The organism is Sphingomonas sp. BK069, from assembly GCF_014193405.1.
GTDB lineage: Bacteria > Pseudomonadota > Alphaproteobacteria > Sphingomonadales > Sphingomonadaceae > Sphingomonas.
The window spans coordinates 350,147-372,031 of the sequence record NZ_JACHZH010000002.1; the positions used below are offsets into that span (position 1 = coordinate 350,147).

The window sequence follows — 21,885 nt, forward strand, 5'->3', positions numbered from 1 at the left end:
AGGATCGGCTGCGTCTCTATGCCGCGGGCGCGGCGGCTTCAACCGTCGCGGCACCCTTCTGCACCGCGCCGCGCGTCGCTACACCGCAGCGATGACCGACACTCCCCGCCCCCTCGCCGGCCTGCGCGTGCTCGAGCTGGCGCGCATCCTCGCCGGCCCCTGGGCGGGGCAGCTGCTCGCCGATCTCGGCGCCGACGTGATCAAGGTCGAGCGCCCCGGCGAGGGCGACGACACGCGCCACTGGGGGCCACCCTTCGTCCGCGGCGCCGATGGCAGCGACCTGTCGGCGGCCTATTACCATGCCTGCAACCGCGGCAAGCGCTCGGTCGCGATCGACATCGCCACGTCTGAAGGCCAGGCGCGCGTCGCCGCGCTCGCCGCCGGGGCCGACGTGGTGATCGAGAATTACAAGCTCGGCGGCCTCGTCAAATACGGGCTCGACGCAGCGACGCTGCGCGCGCACCACCCGCGGCTGATCGTGTGCTCGATCACCGGCTTCGGCCAGACCGGCCCCTACGCCGCGCGTGCCGGCTACGACTTCATCGTCCAGGGCATGGGCGGGCTGATGTCGATCACCGGCGAGCCCGACGGCCCGCCGCAGAAGACCGGCGTCGCCACCGCCGACCTGTTCACCGGCGTCTACGCCACCGTCGCGATCCTCGCCGCGCTACACGCGCGCGAGCGCACCGGCGCGGGCACGCACATCGACATGGCGCTGCTCGACACACAGGTCGGCGTGCTGGCGAACCAGGCGCTCAACTGGATGGTCGGCGGCGCGGTGCCGCGGCGGATGGGCAACGGCCACGCCAATCTCGCGCCGTACCAGAGCTTCCCGACCAGCGACGGCGACCTGATCGTGGCGGTGGGCAACGATCGCCAGTTCGCGCGGCTGTGCGCGGTGCTCGCGATCCCGACGCTGGCGGAGGACGCGCGCTTCGCCACCAATCCGGCGCGCGTGGCGAACCGCGCCGCGTTGCTGCCGGTCCTGATTGAGCGGACGCTGACCTGGACGAGCGCCGCGCTGCTCGCCGCGCTGGAAGCGGCGGGGGTGCCGGTCGGGCCGGTCAATCGCATCGACGAGGTGTTCGCCGACCCGCAGGTGGTCGCGCGCGGCATGCGACTGCTGGTGCAGGGACTGCCGGGGCTGGCGACGCCGATCGTTCTCGACGGCACGCGGGCGGTCGCGGAGCGGGCGAGCCCACGGCTGGGCGAGCATGACGGCGCCGAATGGGGGTGAGCTCTCAATCCTCCCCGCTCGCAGGGAGGATTGGCGTTACGCCCGCGGCGGCACGCCCGCGCGGGTCGCGCGGTGGCGGTCATAGGCCTTTTTCGCCACATAGGCGCCGCCCAGTGCCATGCCGAGCGGCCCCATCCGGGTCACCGCGCGGGTCGCCAGCGCGCCGACCATCGCGCCGCCGACGCCGCCGCGACCGTCGCGCCGGTCGAGTTCGCGCCCGAGCAGCGCGCCGATGATGGTCCTGATCATGCCTTCACCCTTTCCGAGATGGTGTCGCCGAGCGTCTCCAGCCCCTTCAGCACGCCCCAGCCGACCGCGTAGGTGAACGCGACGGGCAGGACGAGCTTGAGGACGTTGGCGGTGATCGCGCCGTAGAGCGCCCCGTCCGCAGCGCTGTCGTCGCCGGACATGGCGTCGATCGCGCCGCCGATCAGCGCGCCGATGGTGGTAGCACCCATGTGGATTGACCCTCGTCGTTGCGCTGCATCAATGCTGCGGGACGACGGCGGTTCCTCCGCGCTCTTACGTGCTCCTGCGCATGCAGGAGTACGAGGCCGTGATCAGCGCAGGTAGGTGAACAGCGACAGCTGCGACAGCTTGGAGAAGCTCGCCTGGGTCGCCGACAGGATCGTCATCGTCTTGGACAGCTCGGTGTACGCCTGGGTGACGTCGGTGTCCTCCAGTGTCGAGCGCAGCTCGGCGCGGTCGACGCTGGCGTTGGTCAGCAGGTTCTGCTGGAGATCGACCCGCGCCGCGCGCGCGCCAACCGAGGCCTGTACGGTCGAGACCTGATCGCTCGCGGTCTTGAGCGAGTCGATCGCGGCGCGTGCCTTCTCGCCGGTCGGCTCGCCCGCCTGCAACGCGGTGGCCAGCGCCGACAGCATCGCCAGCGTGTCGCCCTTGCCCGAGGTGAAGATCCGCGCCGCGGTCTCGGTCGGCTGGATCGACAGGCCGTTCTCGCCGATCGGCACCTCCGACAGGCTGGGCGCGGTATTGTAGGTGAAGGTGCCGTCCTTGTTGTCGATCACCGCGGGCGTTCCCGCCGCGCTGCCGAACAGCGGCTGGCCGCGCAGGTCGTTGGTGTTGCCGAGCGAGACCAGCGTCGCGATCACCGACTGGAGCTGGTCGCCGATCACCTTGCGATCCGACGCGCCGAGCGTGTCGGTGGCGGCGTTGTTCACCAGCTCGGTGGCGCGCTGCATCTGCTCCGTGATCGAGCCCATCGTGCCGTCGGCCTGCTTGAGCAGCGAGCCGGCGAGATCGAGGTTAGTCTTGAACGCGCCCGCATCGGCGTCCTTGCGGTCGAACTCGGCGAGCTGCTGCGCCACCGCGACATTCTCGGACGGCGAGCTGATCTTCTTGCCGGTGGCGATCTGGGTCTGCAGCTTGGTCGCGGTCGTCATCAGCGCGCCCATCCGGGCGGCGGAGCGATCGTATAGGAGGTTGCTGGAGATCTGCATGGCGGCTTACCTGATCTCGAGGATCGACTGGAAGGTCTCGCGCGCGACCTGGATCACGCGGCTGGACGCCTGATAGGCCTGCTGGAAGCGGACGAGATCGACCGCCTCCGAGTCGAGGTTGACCCCCGAGGCCTCGGACCGCGCGGTCACCGCGCCGTCGTAGATCGCGGTCTGCGCGTCGCCCACCAGCCGGCGCTGCTTCAGAGTCGCGGCATTGTCGGTGGTGAGCGCCTGGACCTTGCTCTCGAACTGGTTGCCGGTGCGCAGCGCGGCGAGCGCGGCGAGGTTGGACGAGTCGCGCACGCCCCCGCCGGTCTTGGCCGCGGCAATCTGGCTGCCGTCGGTCAGCGCGACCGAGAAGTCGGCCGGGTCGCTGGTGTTGGCGAAGAAGGGCTTGCCCTGCGCGCCGGTGAGATCCTGCCCCTGCTTCTGCAGGTCGTTGACGCTGGTGGTGAGATCGGCGGCGATCGCGCCGAGCTGGTCGCGCGTGGCGGCGATCCGCTGCGCGCCCTCGACCATGCCCGCCAGCGCGCCGCCCTCGGGATTGGCCTGGACCGCGACGCCGCTCGGCTTGAGCACGTTGAGCACCGCGTTGCCGCCGGTGCGCGCGTAGCTCATCTCGCTCGCCTCTTTCGGATCGACCAGCACAGGGCCGTTGCTGGCGCCGGCGCGCACGGTGGCGCGGCCGAAATCGTCGACCTGGACGTTGACCTCGGTCAGCGCACTCATCTGCTGGAGCAGGTCGTCGCGCTGGTCGGCCAGCCCCGCAGCCGCGGCCGAGCCCGGCTGCGACTTGACGATGCCCTGGTTGACCTTGAGCAGCGCCTGGCTCAGCCGGTTGAGCTCGCCCACCGTCTGCTGCGCCTTGGTGTCGAGCTCGGCCATGCCGTCGTCGAGTGCCTTGGCGGTGACCTTGAACGAGTCGGCCAGCGTCGCGGCGCTGCCCAGCATGCCGGCGCGCAGCGCGCTCGAGGTCGGCTCGGCCTGGAGCGCGGTGCTCGCCGCGAAGAAGCCGGTCAGGTTGGTCGACAGTGCGCCGCCGGTCATCGCGCCCTCGATCCGCTCGAGCCAGACCGTGCTCGCCTCGGTCTTCTTGGCGTCCGAGCTGGCGCTGCGCACCGAGGCCTCGAGATAGGGGCTGCTGTTGCGCGCGATCCCGTCGACCACCGCGCCCATGCCGTTGAGCGACGAGTTCCAGCCGTTGCTGGTCTGCACCTCGCGGATCGTCGCGCTGCGCCGCACGTAGGACGCGTTGCCGGCGTTGGCGATGTTCTCCGACGTCGTCGTCAGCGCGGTCTGGTACGCGCGGACGCCCGAAGCGCCGATGGAGAGCAGATCACTCATTCCACCGGCGTGCCATGATTCCCGTTAAGATCAGGTTGAGATTGCGCGAGGAACTTGCTCATCGCCGCGCCGATGCCGATCGGTTTGTGGGTCGCCATCTCCTGCACCACCTTCTGGTCCGACATGTCGCGGAAGGTGGTGAGCGCCTTGCTGTCGAACAGTGGGTCGGCGAGTTTGGCCTGGCGCATCGACTTCAGCATCATGCCGGTGAACACCGATTCGAACTGCTGCGCGGCCTTGTCGAGGTTGGCCTTGGTCGCGGTGCGGCTGAGCCCGGTGTCGAGCCCGGTCTTGCCGGTGATCGCGACGCCCCCAACACTCGCAGGGATCCCGTTGACCGGTGAGTCGCCCATCAGAGCACCACCAGCTCGGCCTTGAGCGCGCCGGCCTCCTTGAGCGCCTCGAGGATCGCGACCAGGTCCGCGGGGCTCGCGCCGATGGCGTTCACCGCCTTCACCACGTCGGCCAGCTTGGGGCCGGGCGCGAGCAGGAACATCGGCTTCTTCTCCTCCGAGACCTGGACGTTGGAGCGGTTCTCCAGCGCGGTCTGGCCCTGGCTGAGCGGCGCGGGCTGGCTGATGCGCTGGTTCTCGTCGATGCGGACGGTGAGCTTGCCGTGCGTCACCGCCGCCGCGCCGACGCGCACCGCCGAGTTGATCACCACCGTGCCGGTGCGCGCGTTGACGATCACCTTGGCGGGCGGCTCGGCCGAGGCGACGTCGAGGTTCTCGATCTCGCTCATCAGCGTGGCGCGCACGTCCGCGCCGGTCGGCGCGCGCACCGCCACGGATACCGCGTCGATCGCCTGCGCGGTGCCGGCGCCGAACTTGCGGTTGATCGAGGCGGCGACGTTCTGCGCGGTGGTGAAGTCGGCGCGCTGGAGGTTGTAGGTGACGAAGGGCGTGTCGGCGAAGCCGGTCGCGACCGCGCGCTCCACGGTCGCGCCCTCGGGGATGCGGCCAGTCGAGGGGATGTTGACGACGATCTTGGAGCCGTCCGCGCCCTCGGCGCCGAGCCCGCCGACCGCGAGATTGCCCTGCGCCATGGCGTAGACCTGCCCGTCGGCGCCGAGCAGCGGCGTCAGCACCAGGCTGCCGCCGCGCAAGCTCTTGGCCTTGCCCATCGAGGCGACGGTGATGTCGATCCGCTGCCCGGGCTTGGCGAAGGCAGGCAGCTCGGCGGTGATCAGCACCACCGCGGCGTTCTTGAGGCCGGGGTTGACGCCCGCGGGCAGCTGGAGCCCGAAGCGCGACGCCACCGCCTTCACCGACTGGACGGTATATTCGAGATTGTCGTCGCCGGTGCCGGGCAGGCCGACCACGACGCCGTAGCCGGTCAGCTGGTTGGCGCGGATGCCCTGGAAGCCGCCGAGATCCTTGATCCGGTCGGCGTGGGCAGGGCCGGCGAGCGCGGCGGCGAGCGCGGCGAGCGCGAGGAGCAGCTGGCGGATCATCAGAACGGGCTCACGACCTGGAAGAAGCGGGACAGCCAGCCCTGCCGGCTGGACCGTGCGACGTCGCCCTTGCCGGTATAGGCGATCTGCGCGTCGGCGACGCGGGTGGAGGGCACGCGATTGTCGCGGTCGACGTCGGCGGTACGGACAATGCCCTTGATCTGGACGAACTCGTCGCCGCGGTTGAGCGTCACGCGCTTCTGCCCGCGCACCAGCATCGTGCCGTTGGGGTAGACTTCGGCGACGGTGACCGAGACCTCGCCCGAGAGCGAGTTGGCCTGGTCCGCGGTGCCGCTGCCGTTGAAGCCGCGCTTGCCACTCGAGCCCACGTCGGTGCCGCTGACGATCCCGCCGAGCGGGCCGGTCGAGGGCGGGGTGAGCGAGAAGCTGCCGTCCGAGGCGAGCTTGGACGAGGACGACTTGGAGGCGGCGGTGCGCTCCACCAGCACGATCGTCAGCGGGTCGCCGACGCGGCGCGCGCGCCACCCCTCGTAGAGCGCGGCATAGCCGTCGGCGACCTGGAAGATCGACCCGTTGGCGGCGGGCGGCGCGGGCGGCTGGGCGGGTGCGTGCACCGCGGAGAAATCCTCCGCCGGCTTCTTCTTGAGCACCTTGCCGAGAAGCCCGGCATGCGCGGGCGCGGGCACCAGCGCGGCGGCGGCGAGCGCGCCGAGCGCGGCGTTTAGGGCGACCCGCGCGCGGCGGCGGAGAGACATGGTCGAGGTCATCGCCGAGTCTATGACAGATTTTGGTTAACGTATTTCAGCATGTCGTCCGTCGCCGAGATCATCTTCGAGTTGACCTCATAGGCGCGCTGGGTCTCGATCATGTCGACCAGCTCTTCCACGACGTTGACGTTGCTCGCCTCCAGCGTGCCCTGGCGGACGCGGCCGCGACCGTCCTCGCCCGGCACGCCGAGGTTGGCGGCGCCGCTGGCGGCGCTCTCGGTGAGGAAATTGTCGCCCGTCGCGGTCAGCCCCGCCGGGTTGGGAAAGCTGGCGACCTGGATCTGGCCGAGGTTCTGCGCCTGGTCCTGCCCCGGCACGGTGGCCGAGACGGTGCCGTCGAGCCCGATCGTGATCTGCGTGGCGTTGGCGGGCACGGTGATGCCCGGCATCACCTGATAGCCCTGACTGGTGATCAGCAGGCCCTCGGGCGAGCGCGAGAAGTTGCCCGCGCGGGTGTAGCCGAGCTGGCCGCCGGGCATCTGCACCTGAAAATAGCCGTCACCGTCGAGCGCGAGGTCGAGGCTGTTGCCGGTCTGGTTCATCGAGCCCTGCGTCTCGGTGCGCGACGTGCCCTGCACGCGCACGCCGGTGCCGAGGTTGAGCCCGGTGGCGTATTTGCTCTCCGCGGTCGACTGCGCGCCAGCGGCGGTGACGACCTGGTACGACAGCGTCTCGAACGAGGCGCGGTCGCGCTTGAAGCCGGTGGTGCTGACGTTGGCGAGGTTGTTCGAGATCACTCGCATGCGCGTGTCCTGGGCGTCGAGCCCGGTACGCGCGATGTGCATGGCGGACGTGGTCATGGTCTAATCCTTCCTCAGCCCGGCAGGCGCATCACCGATGCGCTCGACTCGTCCATGGATTTGGCCTCCTTGAGCAGGTTGGCCTGGAGCTCGTAGCTGCGCTGGTTCTCGATCATGTCGACCAGCGCCTCGGTCATGTTGACGTTCGATCCCTCGAGCGCGCCCGCGGTGACCTTGCCGTCGAGGTTCTCGGGCAGCGTGCCGCCGCCGCGCACGTGGAGCAGGTTGTCGAGCCCCTTCACCGTGTCGGACCCGGCCGAGGAGACCAGCTTGAGCCGGTCGATCACCTGCGGCTGCCCGCTCTTGTCGCCCTGCGGCACGATCGAGACCGAGCCGTCCGAGCCGATCGACACCGACTCATAGGGCGGCAGCGTGATCGGGCCGCTCGATCCCATCACCAGGAAGCCGTCGCCGGTCTGGAGCGTGCCCGATTCGGAGACGGTGAAGTCGCCGCGGCGGCTGTATGCCTCGCTGCCGTCGGCACCCTGGACGGTGAGCCAGGTGTCGCGGTCGCCCAGCGCGACGTCGAGCGGGCGACCGGTCTGCTGCATCGCGCCCGGCGCGCGGTCGGCATCGCGCACCTCCTCCGAGGTGGGCGCGCGCGCCGACAGCTGCGACGTGCCGTCGGAGAGGATGATGCGGTCGAACGAGACGCGGTCGGCGCGGAAGCCGGTGGTGGACGCGTTCGCCATGTTGTTGGCGATCGCGGCCTGCGCCTGCATGTGCGCGCGCAGGCCCGTCGCCGCGGTGTAGACCAGCTTGTCCACTTACATCCTCTCCTAGAACCCCGCCCCCGTGCTTACGCGCGGATGTTGAGGATCGACTGCGAGACCTGAGTCGCCGTATCCAGGGCCTTGGCGTTCGCCTGGAAGTTGCGCTGTGCCGCAATAAGGTTAACAAGCTCTTCGGTGATATCGACGTTGGAGCCCTCGAGCTGGCCCGACTTCAGGCTGCCGAAGCCCTCCGCCGCGGCGAAGCCGAGCGTCGCCTTCCCCGAGATGCCGGTCGCCTGCCAATAGTTGCTGCCGGCCTGGCGCAGCCCGGTCGGCGCCGAGAACTTGGCGATCGCCACCTTGCCCAGCGGCACGATGTCCGAGTTCGAGTAGCTCGCCTTGATGATGCCCGCGTCGTCGACGGTGATGCCGACCAGCTGGCCGACCGCGACGCCGTCCTGCGTGCGTGCGCTCACCGCCGCCGCCGCCGCGGTCTGGGTCGAGCCGGTGAGGTCGAGCGAGATGCCCTGCGCCGCGGCGCCCGAGGCGGGGATGAAATCCTCGAACTGGATCGTCTGCGCGCCCGTCAGCGCGCCCTTGGTGTCGTACACTTGGGTGATCGGGCCGGCCGAGGTCTGGCCCTGCGGCGTCAGCATCTGGTCGCCGACGTAGGTGAAGACCTGCCACGTGCCGGTGTTCGGCGGCGTCGCGGCGGGCTCGCCCTCCTTGGTGCGGACGTAATAGCTCGTCATCGTCATCGGGTTGCCGTTGGCGTCGTAGATGCGCGTGGCGACCGAGTTGTTGTACGTCGTCGTGTCGGTGCGCTTGAACGCGGCCGGGTCCTTCACCGTCGCGGTGGACGGGATCTGCACCTTGGTGGCGACGTTGTTGGTCATCTTCGGGGTGCCGCTGGTCGGCTGGATCTGCAGGTTGGTCAGCGACTTGTCGCCGGTCGCCGTGACGTTGCCGTCGTTGTCGACGGGGTAGACCATCAGGTAGCTGCCCTGCGCGTCGATCACGTTGCGGCTCTCGTCCACGGTGAAGGCGCCGGTGCGGGTATAGTTGACCTGGTCCGACAGGCCGGTCGACTTCACCACGAAGAAGCCCTCGCCCAGGATCTGCATGTCGAGCGCGCTCTTGGTCTGGTTCGACGAGCCGTCGCTGAACTGCTGCACCGTGCCCTTCACCGATACGCCCGAACCGACCATCTTGCGCGGGTCGGTCGACACGTTCGACGAGATCACGTCGGCGAAGGCGGTGCGGCTCTTCTTGAAGCCGTTGGTGGAGACGTTGGCGAGGTTGTGGCTGATGACCGACATGTCGGTCTGCATGGCCTGGAGACCGGAGAGCGAGGTGAAGAAGGACATGGTGCGTGCTCCTGGGGAAAGCGGGAAGAGGGAAAGAAGGGGTTAGGCGACCTTGCGGACCGCGGACGGGTCGACCGTGCCGAGCCCGGTGACGTTGAGGACGGGCGCGCCGCCGGCGGGCAGGCTGGCGGATTCCACCGGCGCCCAGACGAGCGAGGTGGCGTCGACCAGGGCCGAGCCCTTCGCCGCCTCGACAGAGACGGTGTAGGGACCGTTCTCGATCTTGTTGCCGGCGTCGTCCTTGCCGTCCCAGCTGTAGCTGGCCTCGCCCGCCGCCTGGGCGCCGAGCTGGATGTTCTTGACGACTCGGCCGTCCTTGTCGGCGATCGAGACGTCGACGTCGGTCGCGTCGCCGGCCAGCTCGACAGCGCCGGCGATCCCGCCCGAGGTGCGCTCATAGGCGGTCGTGCCAGCGGTCAGCACGGTGCGGCCGACATAGCCCATCGCGTCGGTGGCGGTGGTGGAGTTGAGCCGCCCGCTGATGCCCGACAGCGTCTGGTTCATCTCGCTGATGCCCGCGACCGACGAGAATTGCGCCATCTGCGCGACCATCTGCGTGTTGTCGACCGGGTTGAACGGGTCCTGATAGGCCAGCTGTGCGGTCATCAGCGCGATGAAGTCCTTCTGACCCAGCGTCGACTTGCCGGTGGTGGCGCTGACGCCCGCGGCGGTGGTGGTGTTCGAGCGCGCCACGCCGGCCGAGGCGAAGATCGCGTCCTGCGTGGCCTTGTCGGTGGCGGAGGTGTTGGCGGTGATGCTGGTCATGATCAGCGGCCCATCTTGAGGGTGTCGAGGATCAGCGTCTTGGCGGTCTGCATGACCTCGACGTTGTTCTGGTAGGTGCGCGCGGTCTCCATCATGTCGACCAGCTCGCGCGACTCATCGACCGCGGCGTCGAAGACGTAGCCGTCCTTGTTCGCCATCGGGCTGCCGGGATCGTAGCGCTTGGTCGGCGCCTCGCCGGCGGTGACGATCTGCTGCACGTCGGTGGTGGAGAGCCCGCTGGCCGCGTCGAAGCTGGTGCGGAACACCGGCTTCATCGTCTTGTAGGCGGCCTCCTCCGAGCCCGCGACGCCGCCCGCGTTGGCGAGGTTGGAGGCGGTGGTGTTCATCCGGGTCAGCTGCGCCGACATCGCGCGGCCGGCGACCTGGAAGATGGTGAGCGGGGAGCCGGACATCGTCTTACTCCCCCTTCAGCGCGCGCGTGATCTGGCCGATGCGCCCGTTGAGGAACGAGAGCGTCGTCTGATACTGGACCGCGTTCTCGGCGAAGGCGGTCTGCTCGGTGGAGAGCTCCACCGTATTGCCGTCCATCGAGGGCTGGGTCGGCACGCGATACTTCAGCGCGTCGCCGACACCGTCCGCGCCGCGCTGCTCGACCGCGCCGAGCGCGGCCTGGAAGTCGATGTCGCGGGCCTTGAAATTGGGCGTGGACGCGTTGGCGATGTTCGACGCGAGCACGCCCATGCGCTGGCTGCGCACCTCCAGGGCTGCTCCGTGAACTCCGAACAAACTCTCAGCCACTGGCCGAACCTCCATGCGAGACGGGGATCGCCCGTCGCCTTCGCGGGTATGTCAGCAAGCCGCGTGCCAATTGCTTCGTGCGGGGCGGATCGGGGGCCGGGAGGTGCGGAGCGGCAAGGGCTTGCCGGTTGCCGGCGCGGTTTGCCGGCAAACGGCGCTGACGGGTGGTCGCCGGATAGCTGCTGGACCGGTGGCCAGGAGCTCGCAGGACCGCGGACGCTACCGTGCTCGGCGAAGGCCGGAGCCCAGGTGGGAAGGCGGTGGTGAGACCCACGCAGGTCCGCGCAACTGGCCCCCGGCCTCCGCCGGGGCACGTGCGGAGTGGGGCTCTCCTCACTCCCCCCTCCTTCCTTCATGCTGAACTCGTCTCAGGATGACGCTAGTGGAGGGGGTGAGCGCCACTGCCGCCTTCCCACCTGGCCCCCGGCGTGCGCCGGAGCGGTAGAGGATGAAGCGCCGACCTCCTCACGATCGCGCACCGAACTGGCCCGCCCCTTGCAATGACGCGGGCATGACTCCCGGCATGTTCCTCGACCCCGCCGCGCTCGCGATCGTATTCGGCGGCACCGCGCTCGCCGCGGCGCTTCGAACTCCCGCGCGCGACCTCGGCCGCGCTTTGCTCGCGCTGCGCGTGCTGCCGCGCCGCCGCTTCCGCGCCGACACACGGCTCGACCAGATCGCCGCGCTCAGCCGCATCGCCGCGCGTCACGGCGTCCACGCGCTCGACCGCAGCGTGATCCACGACGGCGACGTCGCCGCCGCGGTGGCACTGATCGTCGACGGCGCGCAGCCGGACGCGGTGGTCGCCGCGCTCGATACCGCGCGGCGCGCCCGCATCGAGCGCCACCGCCTCGTCACCGACTGCTGGACCGGCGTCGCCGAGGCCGCGCCGGCGCTCGGCATGGTCGGCACCTTGGTCGGGCTGGTCGCGATGTTCACGCGGATGAGCGACCCGGGCGCGATCGGCGCGGCGATGGCGGTCGCGCTGCTCGCTACCTTATATGGCGCGCTGCTCGCCAACCTCGTCGCCATGCCGATCGCCACCCGTCTGCGCGCCGCCGCACGGGCCGAGGCGATCGAGCGCGCGCGCCTCGTCGCTCCGCTGGCCGAGCTCGCCGCGCGCGAGGCGCCGCGCGTGCGCGCCGGCGCGCGGCTCCACCCCGCGCCCGAGCCCGTCGCCGTCGCGGGCGACGCGGCCGAGGACGCCGACATCGTCTCGCACGAGCGGGCAGCATGAGCGACGACGATCTGCTCGCCGACGAGGCGCCCGCGCGCGCGCTGTGGCTGATGACGCTGGCCGATCTCGCCTTGCTGCTCGTCGGCTTCTTCGTGCTGCTCCAGGCCAACCAGCAGCTCGACCCGCGCGCGCTCGCGGCCGGGCTGGCCGAGGGCTTCGGCGTCGAGGCGCCCGCGGCGATGCCGGTGGCGAGCTACGGCGTGAGCGGCTTCGCGCCGGGCAGCGCGACGCCCCCCGGCACGCCCGCCGCGCTCGCCGCCTGGGCGCGCGCCGAGCTGCGCGACCCGCGCGTGAGCCTCACCGTCACCGGCGCGACCGACGGCACCGCCGCGGACGTCGACCCGCGCTCGCGCAGCGCCACCCTCCTCGCCGCCGATCGCGCGCGCGCGGTCGCCGCGGCGCTGGCCACCGCGGGCGTGCCCGACGCGCGGCTCGGCCTCGCCACCGCGGTGCGCCCCGGCCGCCGCCAGGTACTCGTCACGCTCGCGTTCGCGGGCGAACAAGGGAAAAAGCCATGATCGCCGCCCTTCTTCTCGCCGCCGCCGCCACCGGCGCCGGCTTCCAGGACACCGAAGCGCTCGACCGCGCCGTCGCCGCCTTCACCGCGCGCCCGATCGGCAGCGAGGGCGGCGCGCGCGCCCCGGTCGACGCGCGGCTGCGGCTCGCCGCCTGCCCGATGGTGGCGATGTCGTGGCGCACCGAGGCGCATGACGCCGTAGTGATCGCCTGCGCCGGCCCGTCGTGGCGGCTGTTCGTCCCCGTGATCGCGCCGCCACGTGCCGCCGGCGCGGTGGCGCCGCGTACCGCCGCGGCCGCCGCGATGCCGGTACGCGCGAACCCGGTGATCCGCCGCGGCGACGCGGTGACGATCGAGGCGGGCAGCGACGGCTTCGCGATCACGCGCGAGGGCGTCGCGATCGCCGACGCCGCCCCCGGCGCGCGCGTGATGATCAAGGTGGACGACGCGCCCCGCCCGGTGCAGGCGGTGGCGGTCGAGGCGGGGCGCGCGACGCTGCCCGGCTGGCCCGAATGAGCGGCGATAAAAAAGTGCTAAAGTCGCGCCACAGCCTGTCGTTTTTCCCGATGTCCACGGGGACCGACAGGTGCAGAGATGGTGGAAGCGGTAGGAACATCGACGATCAAGGCGAACGACCTGCGGGTCGCCGGCGTGACGCGCGTCAGCGCGCCGATGCCGGCCGCCGCCCCGGTCGCCAGCAGCGCGACGACCGCGACCGTGGCGCCGCAGACGCTCGCCAAGTCGCTCGCGGCGGAGCCGCCGGTCGACGGGGATCGCGTGCAGCAGATCAAGACCGCGATCGCCAACGGCACCTTCCCGCTCTCGCCCGCGACCATCGCGGACCAGTTCATCGCACTTCGTTTCGACTGGATGGCCAATGAACAGGCGTGACGCGCTGGTGCGCGTGATCGACATGCTCCACGCCGAGATCGCGGCGCTGAAGGCCAACGACATGGCCGGGCTGGAGCGCGCCACCGGCAACAAGCTGCGCGCGATCGAGACGCTCCGGTCGCTCGGCGACGGCCCGGCCGATGCCGAGCTGCGCGGGCTGGTCGAGGAGGCCGACCGGCTCAACGACACCTGCCGCATCTACGTCAACCTGATGGCGGCAAATGTCCGCCGCCGCCTGCAACTTCTTTCCGGCCAGGGCGGCGGCGCCTACGGCCGCGCGGGCTTGGCTTACGCGTAAGGGGGAAGGACCCGACTGCGCTTCGATCCCCCCCTGCAAGGGGAGGTGGCAGGCCGCAGGCCTGACGGAGGGGTGTCCCCGGCGGTGAGGGAGCGCGACCTATCCGGCCGCGACACCCCTCTCCATCAGCGCTGACGCGCTGCCACCTCCCCTTGCAGGGGAGGATCGTTGATACCCTGCGGCCCTGCGACGCTCCATCTGGCACGCCTCTTGCTTCACGCAGGGCATGACCGTCTCCGCGCTCACCCCGGCCACCGGCCGCGTTACCTCCGCGATCCAGCGCGCGGCGCAGCGCACCGGCGTCGACTTCAACTATCTCCTTGGCCAGGCCAAGATCGAGAGCGGGCTCAACGCCAGCGCGCGCGCCAGCACCTCCTCCGCCTCGGGCCTGTACCAGTTCGTCGAGCAGAGCTGGCTCGCGGTGGTGAAGAAGCACGGCAGCGAGCATGGCCTGGGCTGGGCGGCGGACAGCATCCAGCAGTCGGGCGGGCGCTTCACCGTCAGCGGCGGCAACCGCGCCGCGGTGCTGGGGCTGCGCAACGATCCCGAGGTCGCCTCGCTGATGGCGGCCGAGCATGCCAGCGACAACAAGGACGCGATCGAGGCGTCGACCGGCCGCACGGCGACCGGCACCGACCTCTATATGGCGCACTTCCTCGGGCTGGGCGGCGCGCGCACCTTCCTCTCGGCGATGCAGAACAACCCCGAGCGCAGCGCCGCCTCGCTCTTCCCCGCCGCCGCGCGCGCCAATCGCGGCGTCTTCTTCGACAGCGACGGCTCCGCACGCTCGCTCGGCGAGGTGTACCAGCGCTTCGCCGGCAAGCTGGGCGACGGCGCCGCCCCGGTCGGCGCGGCCTCGCCGTCCGACCGGCTGCAGTTCGCCGCGCAGGCGCTGGCGATGGGCGACGAGAACACCGTCGTCACCGGCGCGGGCGAGAGCGCGACCGACGCGCTCGCCTGGGCCAAATCGACGCTCGGCCAGATCAAGGGCAGCCAGGCGCAGCAGGCCAGCCTGCTCCGGCCGACCCCCGCCAACGCGCGGCTCGCCTACATGATGCTCGCACGGATGGGGAACTGATCCGATGAAGCTGCTCAGCCACGCGCGCCAGGCCGCGCTGCCCTTCGCGATCCTGCTGCTCGTCGTTCTCATGGTGGTGCCGATCCCGGCCTTCATGCTGGACGTGTTCTTCATCATGAACATCACGATCAGCCTCGCGGTGCTGATGGTGGCGCTCAACGCCGAGAAGCCGCTCGACTTCTCGTCCTTCCCGACGGTGCTGCTGTTCGCGACGCTGTTCCGGCTCGGCCTCAACGTCGCCTCGACGCGCATCGTGCTGGTTCACGGCCACACCGGCTCGGCCGCGGCGGGGCATGTGATCGAGGCGTTCGGCTCGTTCGTGATCGGCGGCGACTATGTCGTCGGCCTGTTCGTCTTCGCGATCATCGTCATCATCAACCTGATCGTGGTCACCAAGGGCGCCGGCCGCGTCTCCGAGGTGTCGGCGCGCTTCACGCTCGACGCGCTGCCCGGCAAGCAGATGGCGATCGACGCCGACCTCAACGCGGGCCTGATCACCCCCGACGACGCCAAGAAGCGCCGCGTCGAGGTCGCCACCGAGGCCGACTTCTACGGCTCGATGGACGGTTCGTCCAAGTTCGTGAAGGGTGACGCGGTCGCCGGCCTGCTGATCCTCGCCGCCAATATCGTCGGCGGTCTGATCCTCGGCCCGGTCAGCCACGGGCTGACCATCGCCAAGGCGGCGCAGAGCTACACCATGCTGGCGATCGGCGACGCGCTGGTGGCGCAGGTGCCCGCGCTGCTGCTCTCGATCGCCGCCGCCTCGATCGTCACCCGCGTCAGCTCGGACAAGGACCTCGCCGGCCAGATCGGCGGCCAGTTCGGCTCGGCGCGCACCTGGGCGCCGGTGGCGGTGATCCTGACCTTGCTCGGGCTGCTGCCCGGCATGCCGCACTTCGTCATCCTGCCGCTCGCCGCCACCGCCGGCTTCGCCGCGTGGAAGCTCCACCAGAACGCCAAGCGCCCGCAGATCGTCGAGGCTCCGGTTCAGGTCGAGCAGCCCGATCCGTCGAAGATCGGCTGGGACGAGGTGACCGAGGCGATGATGGTCAACCTCGACGTCGGCTACGGCCTGGTGCCGCTGGTGGACGAGCGCCGCGGCGCGCCGCTGATGAGCCGCCTCACCGGCGTGCGCCGCCAGCTGAGCAAGGAGCTGGGCTTCGTGGTGCCGCAGGTGCGCGTGCGCGACGACATCAACCTCGCACCCTACACCTATCGCGTGATGCTCGGCGGCGTGTGCGTCGGCGAGGACCAGGTCTCGCCCGACGAGATGCTCGCGCTCGACACCGGCCAGGGCTTCGGCGAGCTGCTCGGCAAGAAGGCCAAGGACCCGACCTTCGGGCTCGACGCCACCTGGATCTCGCCGGGCGACGCCGATGCCGCGACCGGTCAGGGCTATCTCGTGGTCGACGCCGGCACGGTGATGGCGACGCATCTCAACCACGCGCTCGGCGCCAACGCCGCCGACCTGCTCGGCGCGGACGAGGTGCAGTCGCTGCTCGACGGGCTCAAGGAGCGCGCGCCGCAGCTGGTCGCCGCGCTGGCGCCACTGCCGCAGACCGCCCTGGTGGCGGTGCTCAAGGGGCTGCTGTCCGAGGGCATCCAGCTGCGCGAGTTCCGCCGCATCGCCGCCGCGATCTCGATGGCCGCGCAGAAGACGCACGATCCGGTCGAGCTGATCGAGCTGATCCGCCCCGAGCTGGGCCCGCTGATCATCGCCAAGCTGGCCGGCGTGCGCGAGCCGCTGCGCGTCATGACGCTCGAGGGCGGGCTGGAGCAATTGCTCGGCCAGGGGCTGCGCAGCGATCCCAGCCGCCAGGTGATCGAGCCCGAGCTCGGCCGCCGCATCGTCGACGCGCTCCAGGATGCGGCGCAGCCGCTGATGGCCGAGGCCAAGCCGTTCGCGCTCGTCGTGCAGCCCGCGATCCGCGTCGCCGTCCGCAAACTCATCCGCACCGTTCTTCCGGATACCCCTGTCATGAGCTTCTTCGAAGTGCCCGAGGACAAGGCCGTCGAGGTCGTCGCGATCATCGGCGGCCAGCACCAGCCGCAGGCGCTGGCGGCATGAGCGCCGAGCCGATGCGCGGCGCCTTCGCCGCTGCCCAGCCCGCGATCGCCCCGGCCTCTTCCTCGGCGCCCGCCGCGATGACCGCGCCGCTGACCTACTCGCGTCCGCGCAAGCGCGACGAGAACGCGCTGGTGCAGCAGCACCTGCCGCTCGTCCGCCGGCTGGCGTGGCACGTCCACGGCTCGGTCTCGACCGCGATCGAGGTGGAGGACCTGGTCCAGGTCGGGCTGGTCGCGCTGGTCGAGGCGGTTGCCGCCTTCGAGGACCGCGGCCAGGTGACGCTCAAGCAATATCTCGTGACGCGGCTGCGCGGCGCGATGATCGACGAGCTGCGCCGCCACGCCGCGATGACGCGCGGCGCGATCCGCCGCAAGCGCGAGTATGCCCGCGCGGTCAACCAGCTGAGCCACGAATATGGCCGCGCGCCGACCGACCGCGAGGTCGCCGCCAAGCTGGAGGTGACGCCGGAGAAGCTGCGCACCGACTATGCCGCCGCCGAGGCGGTGCGTTACGAGTCGATCGACGAGGTCTATGCCGACGACCAGCCGTGGTTCGCCAGCGACACGCCCGACGCCTTCGAGCAGCTGTCCGAGGCGCAGACGCGCGACCGGCTGATCGCCGCGATCGCCTCGCTGCCCGAGCGCGAGCAGATGGTGATCCAGCTTTACCACGTCGAGGAGCTCAACCTCGAGGAGATCGGCCAGGTGCTCGGCGTCGGCGCCGCGCGCGTGTGCCAGATCAAGTCGAGCGCGCACGCGCGGCTGAAGAAGGCGATGACGCGCGGCTGAGGCGGGATCGCGGCGGGATCCGGGCGTGGGCGCGGGCGTTGCCCCGCGATCATGCCCGAGAGGAGCCGCCCATGACCGACCCACGCCAGCCCGACCCCGCCGCCGCCCCGCTTCTTGAGCCCGAGCGCGACCGCGACGCCCCCGCCGACCCGAGCGTCGACCAGCTCCCGGAAGGCGAGCCGGAGGACAATCCCGACGACCTCACCGTCCAGGGCGGGGAGTGAGGGGGCGCCAGCCCGTTTGAGCCACCTAAGATCCTCCCCGCGAGCGGGGAGGATTTTTCCCGTCGCGTGCTCTCCACCAACGAGAACCCCCGCCAGCCACGCTGACGGGGGTCCCGCGATCCACTGCGCTCATCCCGGCGCCGGCCCCGCCATGTTCGGGGGCGAGGGGCCGGCGACGGGCGTCGGCGATTAGCCGAGCAGCTTCATCACGCCCTGCTGCGACTGGTTGGCCTGCGCCAGCATCGCGGTGGAGGCCTGGTTGAGGATCTGCGACTTCGCCAGCGCGGTGGTCTCGGTCGAGAAGTCGGCGTCCTCGATGCGGCTGCGCGCGTCGGTGAGATTGGTGACGTTCGCCGTCGCGTTGTTCACCGCCGACTCGAGCCGGTTCTGCGCCGAACCCAGCGAGGCGCGCGCGCTCGAGACCTGCGCGATCGCGGTGTCATACTGGTCCAGCGTCGCGTTGTTGGCGGCGGTGGCGTCGGCGAAGCTCAGGTCGGTCACCGTCTTCAGGCCACCCGCGGCGGTGAAGTCGACCGACTTCAGCGTGACCTTGTCGCCCGAGTTCGCGCCGGTCTGGATGTCGAAGCCGGTCGCCGCGGTCGAGTCGAACAGCTTCTTGCCGTTGAACGCGGTGGTGGTGACGATCGAGCTGATCTGGTCCTTGAGCGCCAACTGCTCGGCGCGGATCGACGAGACGTCGGCCGCGGCATAGGTGCCGTTGCTCGCCTGCACGGTCAGCTCGCGCATGCGCTGCAGCATGTTCGAGACCTCGCCCAGCGCGCCTTCCGCGGTCTGCGCCATCGAGATGCCGTCGTTGGCGTTGCGGATGCCCTGGCTCATGCCGCGGATCTGCGACGTCATCGAGTTGCTGATCGCCAGACCGGCGGCGTCGTCCTTGGCCGAGTTGATGCGCTTGCCGGTCGACAGGCGCTCCATCGAGACCGACAACGCCTTGTTGGCGCTGTTCGAGGCGGCGGTGGCGCGCAGCGCCGAGGTGTTCGAGTTGATCACGGTCATGGGACTATCTCCATCTGCCCGGCCCGCTCGCCGCCCCCGAATACGCAGGTGGCCGTGCCGTCTCCCCTACAAACGACCGATCCGGCGGGAGATTTAGCGTTTTCGAGGCGGTACCCATAAATCCTCCCCGGCACGGGGAGGGGGACCGCTCGCCGGAGGCGAGTGGTGGAGGGGGTTCTCCGCACACGCACCGGCCCGTATGCGGAAGCTCCCCTCCACCACCGCGCTGCGCGCGGCGGTCCCCCTCCCCGCCATGCGGGGAGGATCTACCTTTCCGCTTAGCTCGCGGCCGAGTTCAAAACGCGAAACCCCCGCCAGCATCGCTGACGGGGGTTCCGTATCTCCACTCATCTCACTCCGGCGCCGGCCCCGCCTTGTTCGGGGGCGAGGGGCCGGCGGCGGGCGTCGGCGATTAGCCGAGCAGCTTCATCACGCCCTGCTGCGACTGATTGGCCTGCGCCAGCATCGCGGTGGAGGCCTGGTTGAGGATCTGCGACTTCGCCAGCGCGGTGGTCTCGGTCGAGAAGTCGGCGTCCTCGATGCGGCTGCGCGCGTCGGTCAGGTTAGTGACGTTGGCGGTGGCGTTGTTCACCGCCGACTCGAGCCGGTTCTGCGCCGAACCCAGCGAGGCGCGCGCACCCGACACCTCGGCGATCGCCGCATCATAGTCGTCGAGCGAGGCGCTGGTGGAGGCGTCGGCGAACGTCTTGGTGGTGACGATGTTCAGCTTGGACGCGGCGTCGCCGAAGTTGACCGACTGCAGCTTCACGGTGTCGCCGCTGTTCGCGCCGGTCTGAATGTCGAAGCCGGTCGCTGCCGCCGCGTCGAACAGCTTCTTGCCGTTGAACGCAGTGGTGGTGACGATCGAGCTGATCTGCGCCTTCAGCGCCGACTGCTCCGAGCGGATCGAGTCGGTGTCGGTCGACGAATAGGTGCCGTTGGCGGCCTGGACGGTAAGCTCGCGCATGCGCTGCAGCATGTTCGAGACCTCGCCCAGCGCGCCTTCCGCGGTCTGCGCCATCGAGATGCCGTCGTTCGAATTGCGGATGCCCTGGCTCATGCCGCGGATCTGCGACGTCATCGAGTTGCTGATCGCCAGACCGGCGGCGTCGTCCTTGGCCGAGTTGATGCGCTTGCCGGTCGACAGGCGCTCCATCGAGACCGACAGCGCCTTGTTCGCGCTGTTCGAGGCGGCGGTGGCGCGCAGCGCCGAGGTGTTCGAGTTGATCACGGTCATGGCAAAATCTCCGTCTGCTCGGCCCGTCCCGCCGCCCCCGAATGAGCAGGTGGCCGCGCCGTCACCGCCTCAAACGACCGTGCCCGACGGAGCTTTAGCGAAATTCTTTGACCCGCACCGGCGAGGCCCCGACCCTGCCCCGAGCCCCTCCCCTACGTACGCGCGCGCGTGACGCGGACGCTCGCGCCCCCGGAAAAAACCTGCCGGTCGCCGGCAATTATACTCCGCGTTAACCACTGGCGGCGCATTCAAGCCTTCGAGATTCGAGGGATATTTCCGATGCGTTCGATCATGCCGTCAGCCAGTGTGGAGCGCGAGCACCTGACGCTCGTGTCCTCGCTGCGCGCGCAGGGCTTCGCCATCCAGCCCGCCGCCGCCCGGCCGCAGGCGGGGGTGAGCTACCTCGTCGCCGCCGGCGAGCCGATCCCGGCGCCGGCGCGCACGCTGATCGTCGGCAGCGGCCAGCGCGAGGTGCTCCCGTTCCGCGACGGTCAGCCCGCGCGCATCGCCTACGGCCACGAGGACGCCACCGTCGGCAACGCCTTCGCCCGCGCGCTGATCGGCGGCCCTGAGCTGCCGACCGCCGCCGACCCCGAGTCGCTCGCGCTGCTGGCGCTGGCCGAGCGCGTCGCCCAGGCCGACATCACCGTGCTGATCAACGGCCCGACCGGGACCGGCAAGGAAGTGCTGGCGCGCACCATCCACCTCCAGTCGGAGCGGCGCGACGGCCCGTTCATCGCGATCAACTGCGCCGCGCTTCCCGAGACCATGCTCGAGGCGATGCTGTTCGGCCACCAGAAGGGCAGCTTCACCGGCGCCTCCTCGGGCGGCGACGGCTTCTTCCGCGCCGCCAACGGCGGGACTTTGCTGCTCGACGAGGTCGCCGAGATGCCGCTCAACCTCCAGGCCAAGCTGCTGCGCGTGCTGCAGGAGCGCGAGGTGGTGCCGATCGGCGCGACCATGCCGCAGCCGGTCGACGTGCGCGTCATCGCCTGCGCCAACCGCGACCTCCAGGAGGAGGTGGCGGCGGGCCGCTTCCGCGCCGACCTCTACTACCGCCTGTCGGTCTTCCCGCTCACCACCAAGGCGCTGGCCGAGCGCGCGCAGGACATCCCCGCGCTCGCCGCGACGATGATCCTGCGCCACGCCGGCAACCGTCCGGTGGTGCCGTGGCCGAGCGACGAGGCGATCGCGACGCTGGTCGCGCACGACTGGCCCGGCAACGTCCGCGAGCTCGAGAACGTGATCCAGCGCGCGCTGCTGTTCTGCGGCGGGGACACGATCGAGGCGGCGCACATCGTGTTCGACCGCCCGAGCGCGCCGCGCCTCGCGCCCGTCGCGCAGCCGGTCGACGACGCCACGCTGGGCCAGGTGGTCCAGCTCTCCGAGTTCGCCGCGATCCGCGAGACGCTGGCGGCGTGCGGCGGCAGCCGGATCGAGACCGCCAAGCGGCTCGGCATCTCCGAGCGGACGTTGCGCTACCGTCTCGCCAAGGCGCGCGAGCAGGGTGACGATCTCGCGTCCGGCACGCAGCGGGCGATCTCGGCATGAGCGCGGTGGGAGGCGTCGGCGGCATCGACCGCGTCATGGCGCTGCGCGCGCAGATCCTCGAGCGCAACGCCGCATTGAGCCGCGCCGGTGCCGCCGCCCCGGCCGCCGCGCCGCAGAGCGCCTCGGCCAACGCGACCAGCTTCGCCGACACGATGCAGACCGCGCTCGCCAAGGTGAACGACGGCCAGCAGAAGGCCTCGGCGCTGAGCGAGTCCTACGAGCGCGGCGAGACCGTCGACATCGCCAAGGTCATGCTGGCGCGCCAGGAGGCCTCGGTCGGCTTCGAGGCGACGCTGCAGGTCCGCAACAAGATCCTGTCCGCCTACAAGGACATCATGAGCATGCCGGTCTGA

General features: G+C 70.6%; 27 protein-coding genes. 12 read left to right on the forward strand and 15 right to left on the reverse strand.

The genetic code is table 11. The annotated features are described in order from the left end of the window. Nucleotides 1–91: 91 nt before the first annotated feature. Nucleotides 92–1,237: a CaiB/BaiF CoA-transferase family protein gene (locus FHY02_RS10175; RefSeq protein WP_183921814.1), complete on the forward strand. Its 1,146-nt coding sequence runs from the start codon at nucleotides 92–94 to the stop codon at nucleotides 1,235–1,237. A gap of 36 nt (nucleotides 1,238–1,273) precedes the next feature. Here FHY02_RS10175 and FHY02_RS10180 read toward each other — a convergent pair whose 3' ends face one another. The 13 genes from FHY02_RS10180 to FHY02_RS10240 all read right to left on the reverse strand — a co-directional run bounded on the left by FHY02_RS10180 (nucleotide 1,274) and on the right by FHY02_RS10240 (nucleotide 10,641). Next, on the reverse strand, nucleotides 1,274–1,486 hold the full coding sequence (locus FHY02_RS10180; RefSeq protein WP_183921815.1) for a hypothetical protein: 213 nt from the start codon (nucleotides 1,484–1,486) through the stop codon (nucleotides 1,274–1,276). After that, nucleotides 1,483–1,695, reverse strand: a complete 213-nt coding sequence (locus FHY02_RS10185; protein ID WP_183921816.1) for a hypothetical protein — start codon at nucleotides 1,693–1,695, stop codon at nucleotides 1,483–1,485. Before FHY02_RS10185 ends, FHY02_RS10180 begins: the two co-directional genes overlap by 4 nt. Nucleotides 1,696–1,797: 102 nt before the next feature. Beyond that, nucleotides 1,798–2,697 (reverse strand): flagellin, encoded by a 900-nt coding sequence (locus FHY02_RS10190; RefSeq protein WP_183921817.1) that lies wholly within the window; start codon nucleotides 2,695–2,697, stop codon nucleotides 1,798–1,800. Nucleotides 2,698–2,703: 6 nt separating this feature from the next. Continuing rightward, nucleotides 2,704–4,041 carry a flagellar hook-associated protein FlgK gene (gene flgK / locus FHY02_RS10195; protein ID WP_183921818.1) on the reverse strand — a complete coding sequence of 446 codons (1,338 nt, stop codon included), beginning with the start codon at nucleotides 4,039–4,041 and terminating at the stop codon, nucleotides 2,704–2,706. Continuing rightward, entirely contained in the window at nucleotides 4,038–4,394 is a 357-nt protein-coding gene (locus tag FHY02_RS10200; RefSeq protein ID WP_183921819.1) for a rod-binding protein, read from the reverse strand. The genes flgK and FHY02_RS10200 overlap by 4 nt, the downstream gene beginning before the upstream one ends. After that, nucleotides 4,394–5,494, reverse strand: a complete 1,101-nt coding sequence (locus FHY02_RS10205) for a flagellar basal body P-ring protein FlgI (protein WP_183921820.1) — start codon at nucleotides 5,492–5,494, stop codon at nucleotides 4,394–4,396. Before FHY02_RS10205 ends, FHY02_RS10200 begins: the two co-directional genes overlap by 1 nt. After that, nucleotides 5,494–6,210, reverse strand: a complete 717-nt coding sequence (locus FHY02_RS10210) for a flagellar basal body L-ring protein FlgH (protein ID WP_183922041.1) — start codon at nucleotides 6,208–6,210, stop codon at nucleotides 5,494–5,496. Before FHY02_RS10210 ends, FHY02_RS10205 begins: the two co-directional genes overlap by 1 nt. A gap of 20 nt (nucleotides 6,211–6,230) precedes the next feature. Beyond that, on the reverse strand, nucleotides 6,231–7,022 hold the full coding sequence (flgG, locus tag FHY02_RS10215; protein WP_183921821.1) for a flagellar basal-body rod protein FlgG: 792 nt from the start codon (nucleotides 7,020–7,022) through the stop codon (nucleotides 6,231–6,233). Between the two features lie 14 nt (nucleotides 7,023–7,036). Further along, nucleotides 7,037–7,789, reverse strand: a complete 753-nt coding sequence (locus FHY02_RS10220; RefSeq protein ID WP_183921822.1) for a flagellar basal body rod protein FlgF — start codon at nucleotides 7,787–7,789, stop codon at nucleotides 7,037–7,039. 32 nt (nucleotides 7,790–7,821) lie between these two features. After that, on the reverse strand, nucleotides 7,822–9,102 hold the full coding sequence (locus FHY02_RS10225) for a flagellar hook protein FlgE (RefSeq protein WP_183921823.1): 1,281 nt from the start codon (nucleotides 9,100–9,102) through the stop codon (nucleotides 7,822–7,824). 42 nt (nucleotides 9,103–9,144) lie between these two features. Then, on the reverse strand, nucleotides 9,145–9,867 hold the full coding sequence (locus FHY02_RS10230; protein ID WP_183921824.1) for a flagellar hook assembly protein FlgD: 723 nt from the start codon (nucleotides 9,865–9,867) through the stop codon (nucleotides 9,145–9,147). Nucleotides 9,868–9,869: 2 nt separating this feature from the next. Continuing rightward, nucleotides 9,870–10,280 (reverse strand): flagellar basal body rod protein FlgC, encoded by a 411-nt coding sequence (gene flgC / locus FHY02_RS10235; RefSeq protein WP_132908352.1) that lies wholly within the window; start codon nucleotides 10,278–10,280, stop codon nucleotides 9,870–9,872. 4 nt (nucleotides 10,281–10,284) lie between these two features. Next, the gene (locus FHY02_RS10240) at nucleotides 10,285–10,641 is read right to left on the reverse strand and encodes a flagellar basal body protein (protein ID WP_132908351.1); all 357 of its coding nucleotides are present in this window, start codon (nucleotides 10,639–10,641) and stop codon (nucleotides 10,285–10,287) included. A 508-nt stretch (nucleotides 10,642–11,149) separates the two neighbouring features. Here FHY02_RS10240 and FHY02_RS10245 point away from each other — a divergent pair. From FHY02_RS10245 to FHY02_RS10285, 9 genes are all read left to right on the forward strand, one after another. After that, nucleotides 11,150–11,863: a motility protein A gene (locus tag FHY02_RS10245; protein WP_260172838.1), complete on the forward strand. Its 714-nt coding sequence runs from the start codon at nucleotides 11,150–11,152 to the stop codon at nucleotides 11,861–11,863. Next, nucleotides 11,860–12,381, forward strand: coding sequence for a hypothetical protein (locus FHY02_RS10250; RefSeq protein WP_260172839.1), 522 nt, complete (start codon nucleotides 11,860–11,862; stop codon nucleotides 12,379–12,381). The genes FHY02_RS10245 and FHY02_RS10250 overlap by 4 nt, the downstream gene beginning before the upstream one ends. Further along, entirely contained in the window at nucleotides 12,378–12,896 is a 519-nt protein-coding gene (locus FHY02_RS10255) for a flagella basal body P-ring formation protein FlgA (protein ID WP_183921826.1), read from the forward strand. The genes FHY02_RS10250 and FHY02_RS10255 overlap by 4 nt, the downstream gene beginning before the upstream one ends. A gap of 78 nt (nucleotides 12,897–12,974) precedes the next feature. Then, nucleotides 12,975–13,271 carry a flagellar biosynthesis anti-sigma factor FlgM gene (gene flgM, locus FHY02_RS10260; RefSeq protein WP_183921827.1) on the forward strand — a complete coding sequence of 99 codons (297 nt, stop codon included), beginning with the start codon at nucleotides 12,975–12,977 and terminating at the stop codon, nucleotides 13,269–13,271. After that, nucleotides 13,258–13,569, forward strand: coding sequence for a flagellar protein FlgN (locus FHY02_RS10265; protein WP_183921828.1), 312 nt, complete (start codon nucleotides 13,258–13,260; stop codon nucleotides 13,567–13,569). The genes flgM and FHY02_RS10265 overlap by 14 nt, the downstream gene beginning before the upstream one ends. A gap of 226 nt (nucleotides 13,570–13,795) precedes the next feature. Next, nucleotides 13,796–14,647 (forward strand): lytic transglycosylase domain-containing protein, encoded by an 852-nt coding sequence (locus tag FHY02_RS10270; RefSeq protein WP_183921829.1) that lies wholly within the window; start codon nucleotides 13,796–13,798, stop codon nucleotides 14,645–14,647. 4 nt (nucleotides 14,648–14,651) lie between these two features. Next, on the forward strand, nucleotides 14,652–16,715 hold the full coding sequence (gene flhA / locus FHY02_RS10275; protein WP_183921830.1) for a flagellar biosynthesis protein FlhA: 2,064 nt from the start codon (nucleotides 14,652–14,654) through the stop codon (nucleotides 16,713–16,715). Then, complete coding sequence (locus tag FHY02_RS10280; RefSeq protein WP_183921831.1) at nucleotides 16,712–17,503, forward strand: sigma-70 family RNA polymerase sigma factor; 792 nt, start codon at nucleotides 16,712–16,714, stop codon at nucleotides 17,501–17,503. Before flhA ends, FHY02_RS10280 begins: the two co-directional genes overlap by 4 nt. 71 nt (nucleotides 17,504–17,574) lie before the next feature. Further along, nucleotides 17,575–17,727 carry a hypothetical protein gene (locus FHY02_RS10285; RefSeq protein ID WP_183921832.1) on the forward strand — a complete coding sequence of 51 codons (153 nt, stop codon included), beginning with the start codon at nucleotides 17,575–17,577 and terminating at the stop codon, nucleotides 17,725–17,727. 189 nt (nucleotides 17,728–17,916) lie between these two features. On the opposite strand, the gene FHY02_RS10290 is transcribed toward FHY02_RS10285, so the two are convergent. Together FHY02_RS10290 and FHY02_RS10295 are read right to left on the reverse strand one after the other, a co-directional pair. Then, nucleotides 17,917–18,744 (reverse strand): flagellin, encoded by an 828-nt coding sequence (locus FHY02_RS10290; protein WP_183921833.1) that lies wholly within the window; start codon nucleotides 18,742–18,744, stop codon nucleotides 17,917–17,919. A 412-nt stretch (nucleotides 18,745–19,156) separates the two neighbouring features. Further along, nucleotides 19,157–19,981 (reverse strand): flagellin, encoded by an 825-nt coding sequence (locus FHY02_RS10295; protein WP_183921834.1) that lies wholly within the window; start codon nucleotides 19,979–19,981, stop codon nucleotides 19,157–19,159. A 279-nt stretch (nucleotides 19,982–20,260) separates the two neighbouring features. On the opposite strand from FHY02_RS10295, the gene FHY02_RS10300 reads away from it, so the two are divergent. Then, nucleotides 20,261–21,532, forward strand: a complete 1,272-nt coding sequence (locus FHY02_RS10300; protein WP_183921835.1) for a sigma-54-dependent Fis family transcriptional regulator — start codon at nucleotides 20,261–20,263, stop codon at nucleotides 21,530–21,532. Further along, a complete protein-coding gene (gene fliE / locus FHY02_RS10305; RefSeq protein ID WP_183921836.1) occupies nucleotides 21,529–21,885 on the forward strand; it encodes a flagellar hook-basal body complex protein FliE in 357 nt (118 codons plus the stop codon). The genes FHY02_RS10300 and fliE overlap by 4 nt, the downstream gene beginning before the upstream one ends.

What these genes read in the sequence shown, in the direction of transcription:
- FHY02_RS10175 (WP_183921814.1), top strand. Translation starts at nt 92, where the DNA reads ATGACCGACACTCCCCGCCCCCTCGCCGGCCTGCGCGTGCTCGAGCTG.
- FHY02_RS10180 (WP_183921815.1), bottom strand. Translation starts at nt 1,486, where the DNA reads ATGATCAGGACCATCATCGGCGCGCTGCTCGGGCGCGAACTCGACCGG.
- FHY02_RS10185 (WP_183921816.1), bottom strand. Translation starts at nt 1,695, where the DNA reads ATGGGTGCTACCACCATCGGCGCGCTGATCGGCGGCGCGATCGACGCC.
- FHY02_RS10190 (WP_183921817.1), bottom strand. Translation starts at nt 2,697, where the DNA reads ATGCAGATCTCCAGCAACCTCCTATACGATCGCTCCGCCGCCCGGATG.
- flgK (WP_183921818.1), bottom strand. Translation starts at nt 4,041, where the DNA reads ATGAGTGATCTGCTCTCCATCGGCGCTTCGGGCGTCCGCGCGTACCAG.
- FHY02_RS10200 (WP_183921819.1), bottom strand. Translation starts at nt 4,394, where the DNA reads ATGGGCGACTCACCGGTCAACGGGATCCCTGCGAGTGTTGGGGGCGTC.
- FHY02_RS10205 (WP_183921820.1), bottom strand. Translation starts at nt 5,494, where the DNA reads ATGATCCGCCAGCTGCTCCTCGCGCTCGCCGCGCTCGCCGCCGCGCTC.
- FHY02_RS10210 (WP_183922041.1), bottom strand. Translation starts at nt 6,210, where the DNA reads ATGTCTCTCCGCCGCCGCGCGCGGGTCGCCCTAAACGCCGCGCTCGGC.
- flgG (WP_183921821.1), bottom strand. Translation starts at nt 7,022, where the DNA reads ATGACCACGTCCGCCATGCACATCGCGCGTACCGGGCTCGACGCCCAG.
- FHY02_RS10225 (WP_183921823.1), bottom strand. Translation starts at nt 9,102, where the DNA reads ATGTCCTTCTTCACCTCGCTCTCCGGTCTCCAGGCCATGCAGACCGAC.
- FHY02_RS10230 (WP_183921824.1), bottom strand. Translation starts at nt 9,867, where the DNA reads ATGACCAGCATCACCGCCAACACCTCCGCCACCGACAAGGCCACGCAG.
- flgC (WP_132908352.1), bottom strand. Translation starts at nt 10,280, where the DNA reads ATGTCCGGCTCCCCGCTCACCATCTTCCAGGTCGCCGGCCGCGCGATG.
- FHY02_RS10240 (WP_132908351.1), bottom strand. Translation starts at nt 10,641, where the DNA reads ATGGAGGTTCGGCCAGTGGCTGAGAGTTTGTTCGGAGTTCACGGAGCA.
- FHY02_RS10245 (WP_260172838.1), top strand. Translation starts at nt 11,150, where the DNA reads ATGTTCCTCGACCCCGCCGCGCTCGCGATCGTATTCGGCGGCACCGCG.
- FHY02_RS10250 (WP_260172839.1), top strand. Translation starts at nt 11,860, where the DNA reads ATGAGCGACGACGATCTGCTCGCCGACGAGGCGCCCGCGCGCGCGCTG.
- FHY02_RS10255 (WP_183921826.1), top strand. Translation starts at nt 12,378, where the DNA reads ATGATCGCCGCCCTTCTTCTCGCCGCCGCCGCCACCGGCGCCGGCTTC.
- flgM (WP_183921827.1), top strand. Translation starts at nt 12,975, where the DNA reads ATGGTGGAAGCGGTAGGAACATCGACGATCAAGGCGAACGACCTGCGG.
- FHY02_RS10265 (WP_183921828.1), top strand. Translation starts at nt 13,258, where the DNA reads ATGAACAGGCGTGACGCGCTGGTGCGCGTGATCGACATGCTCCACGCC.
- FHY02_RS10270 (WP_183921829.1), top strand. Translation starts at nt 13,796, where the DNA reads ATGACCGTCTCCGCGCTCACCCCGGCCACCGGCCGCGTTACCTCCGCG.
- flhA (WP_183921830.1), top strand. Translation starts at nt 14,652, where the DNA reads ATGAAGCTGCTCAGCCACGCGCGCCAGGCCGCGCTGCCCTTCGCGATC.
- FHY02_RS10280 (WP_183921831.1), top strand. Translation starts at nt 16,712, where the DNA reads ATGAGCGCCGAGCCGATGCGCGGCGCCTTCGCCGCTGCCCAGCCCGCG.
- FHY02_RS10285 (WP_183921832.1), top strand. Translation starts at nt 17,575, where the DNA reads ATGACCGACCCACGCCAGCCCGACCCCGCCGCCGCCCCGCTTCTTGAG.
- FHY02_RS10290 (WP_183921833.1), bottom strand. Translation starts at nt 18,744, where the DNA reads ATGACCGTGATCAACTCGAACACCTCGGCGCTGCGCGCCACCGCCGCC.
- FHY02_RS10295 (WP_183921834.1), bottom strand. Translation starts at nt 19,981, where the DNA reads ATGACCGTGATCAACTCGAACACCTCGGCGCTGCGCGCCACCGCCGCC.
- FHY02_RS10300 (WP_183921835.1), top strand. Translation starts at nt 20,261, where the DNA reads ATGCGTTCGATCATGCCGTCAGCCAGTGTGGAGCGCGAGCACCTGACG.
- fliE (WP_183921836.1), top strand. Translation starts at nt 21,529, where the DNA reads ATGAGCGCGGTGGGAGGCGTCGGCGGCATCGACCGCGTCATGGCGCTG.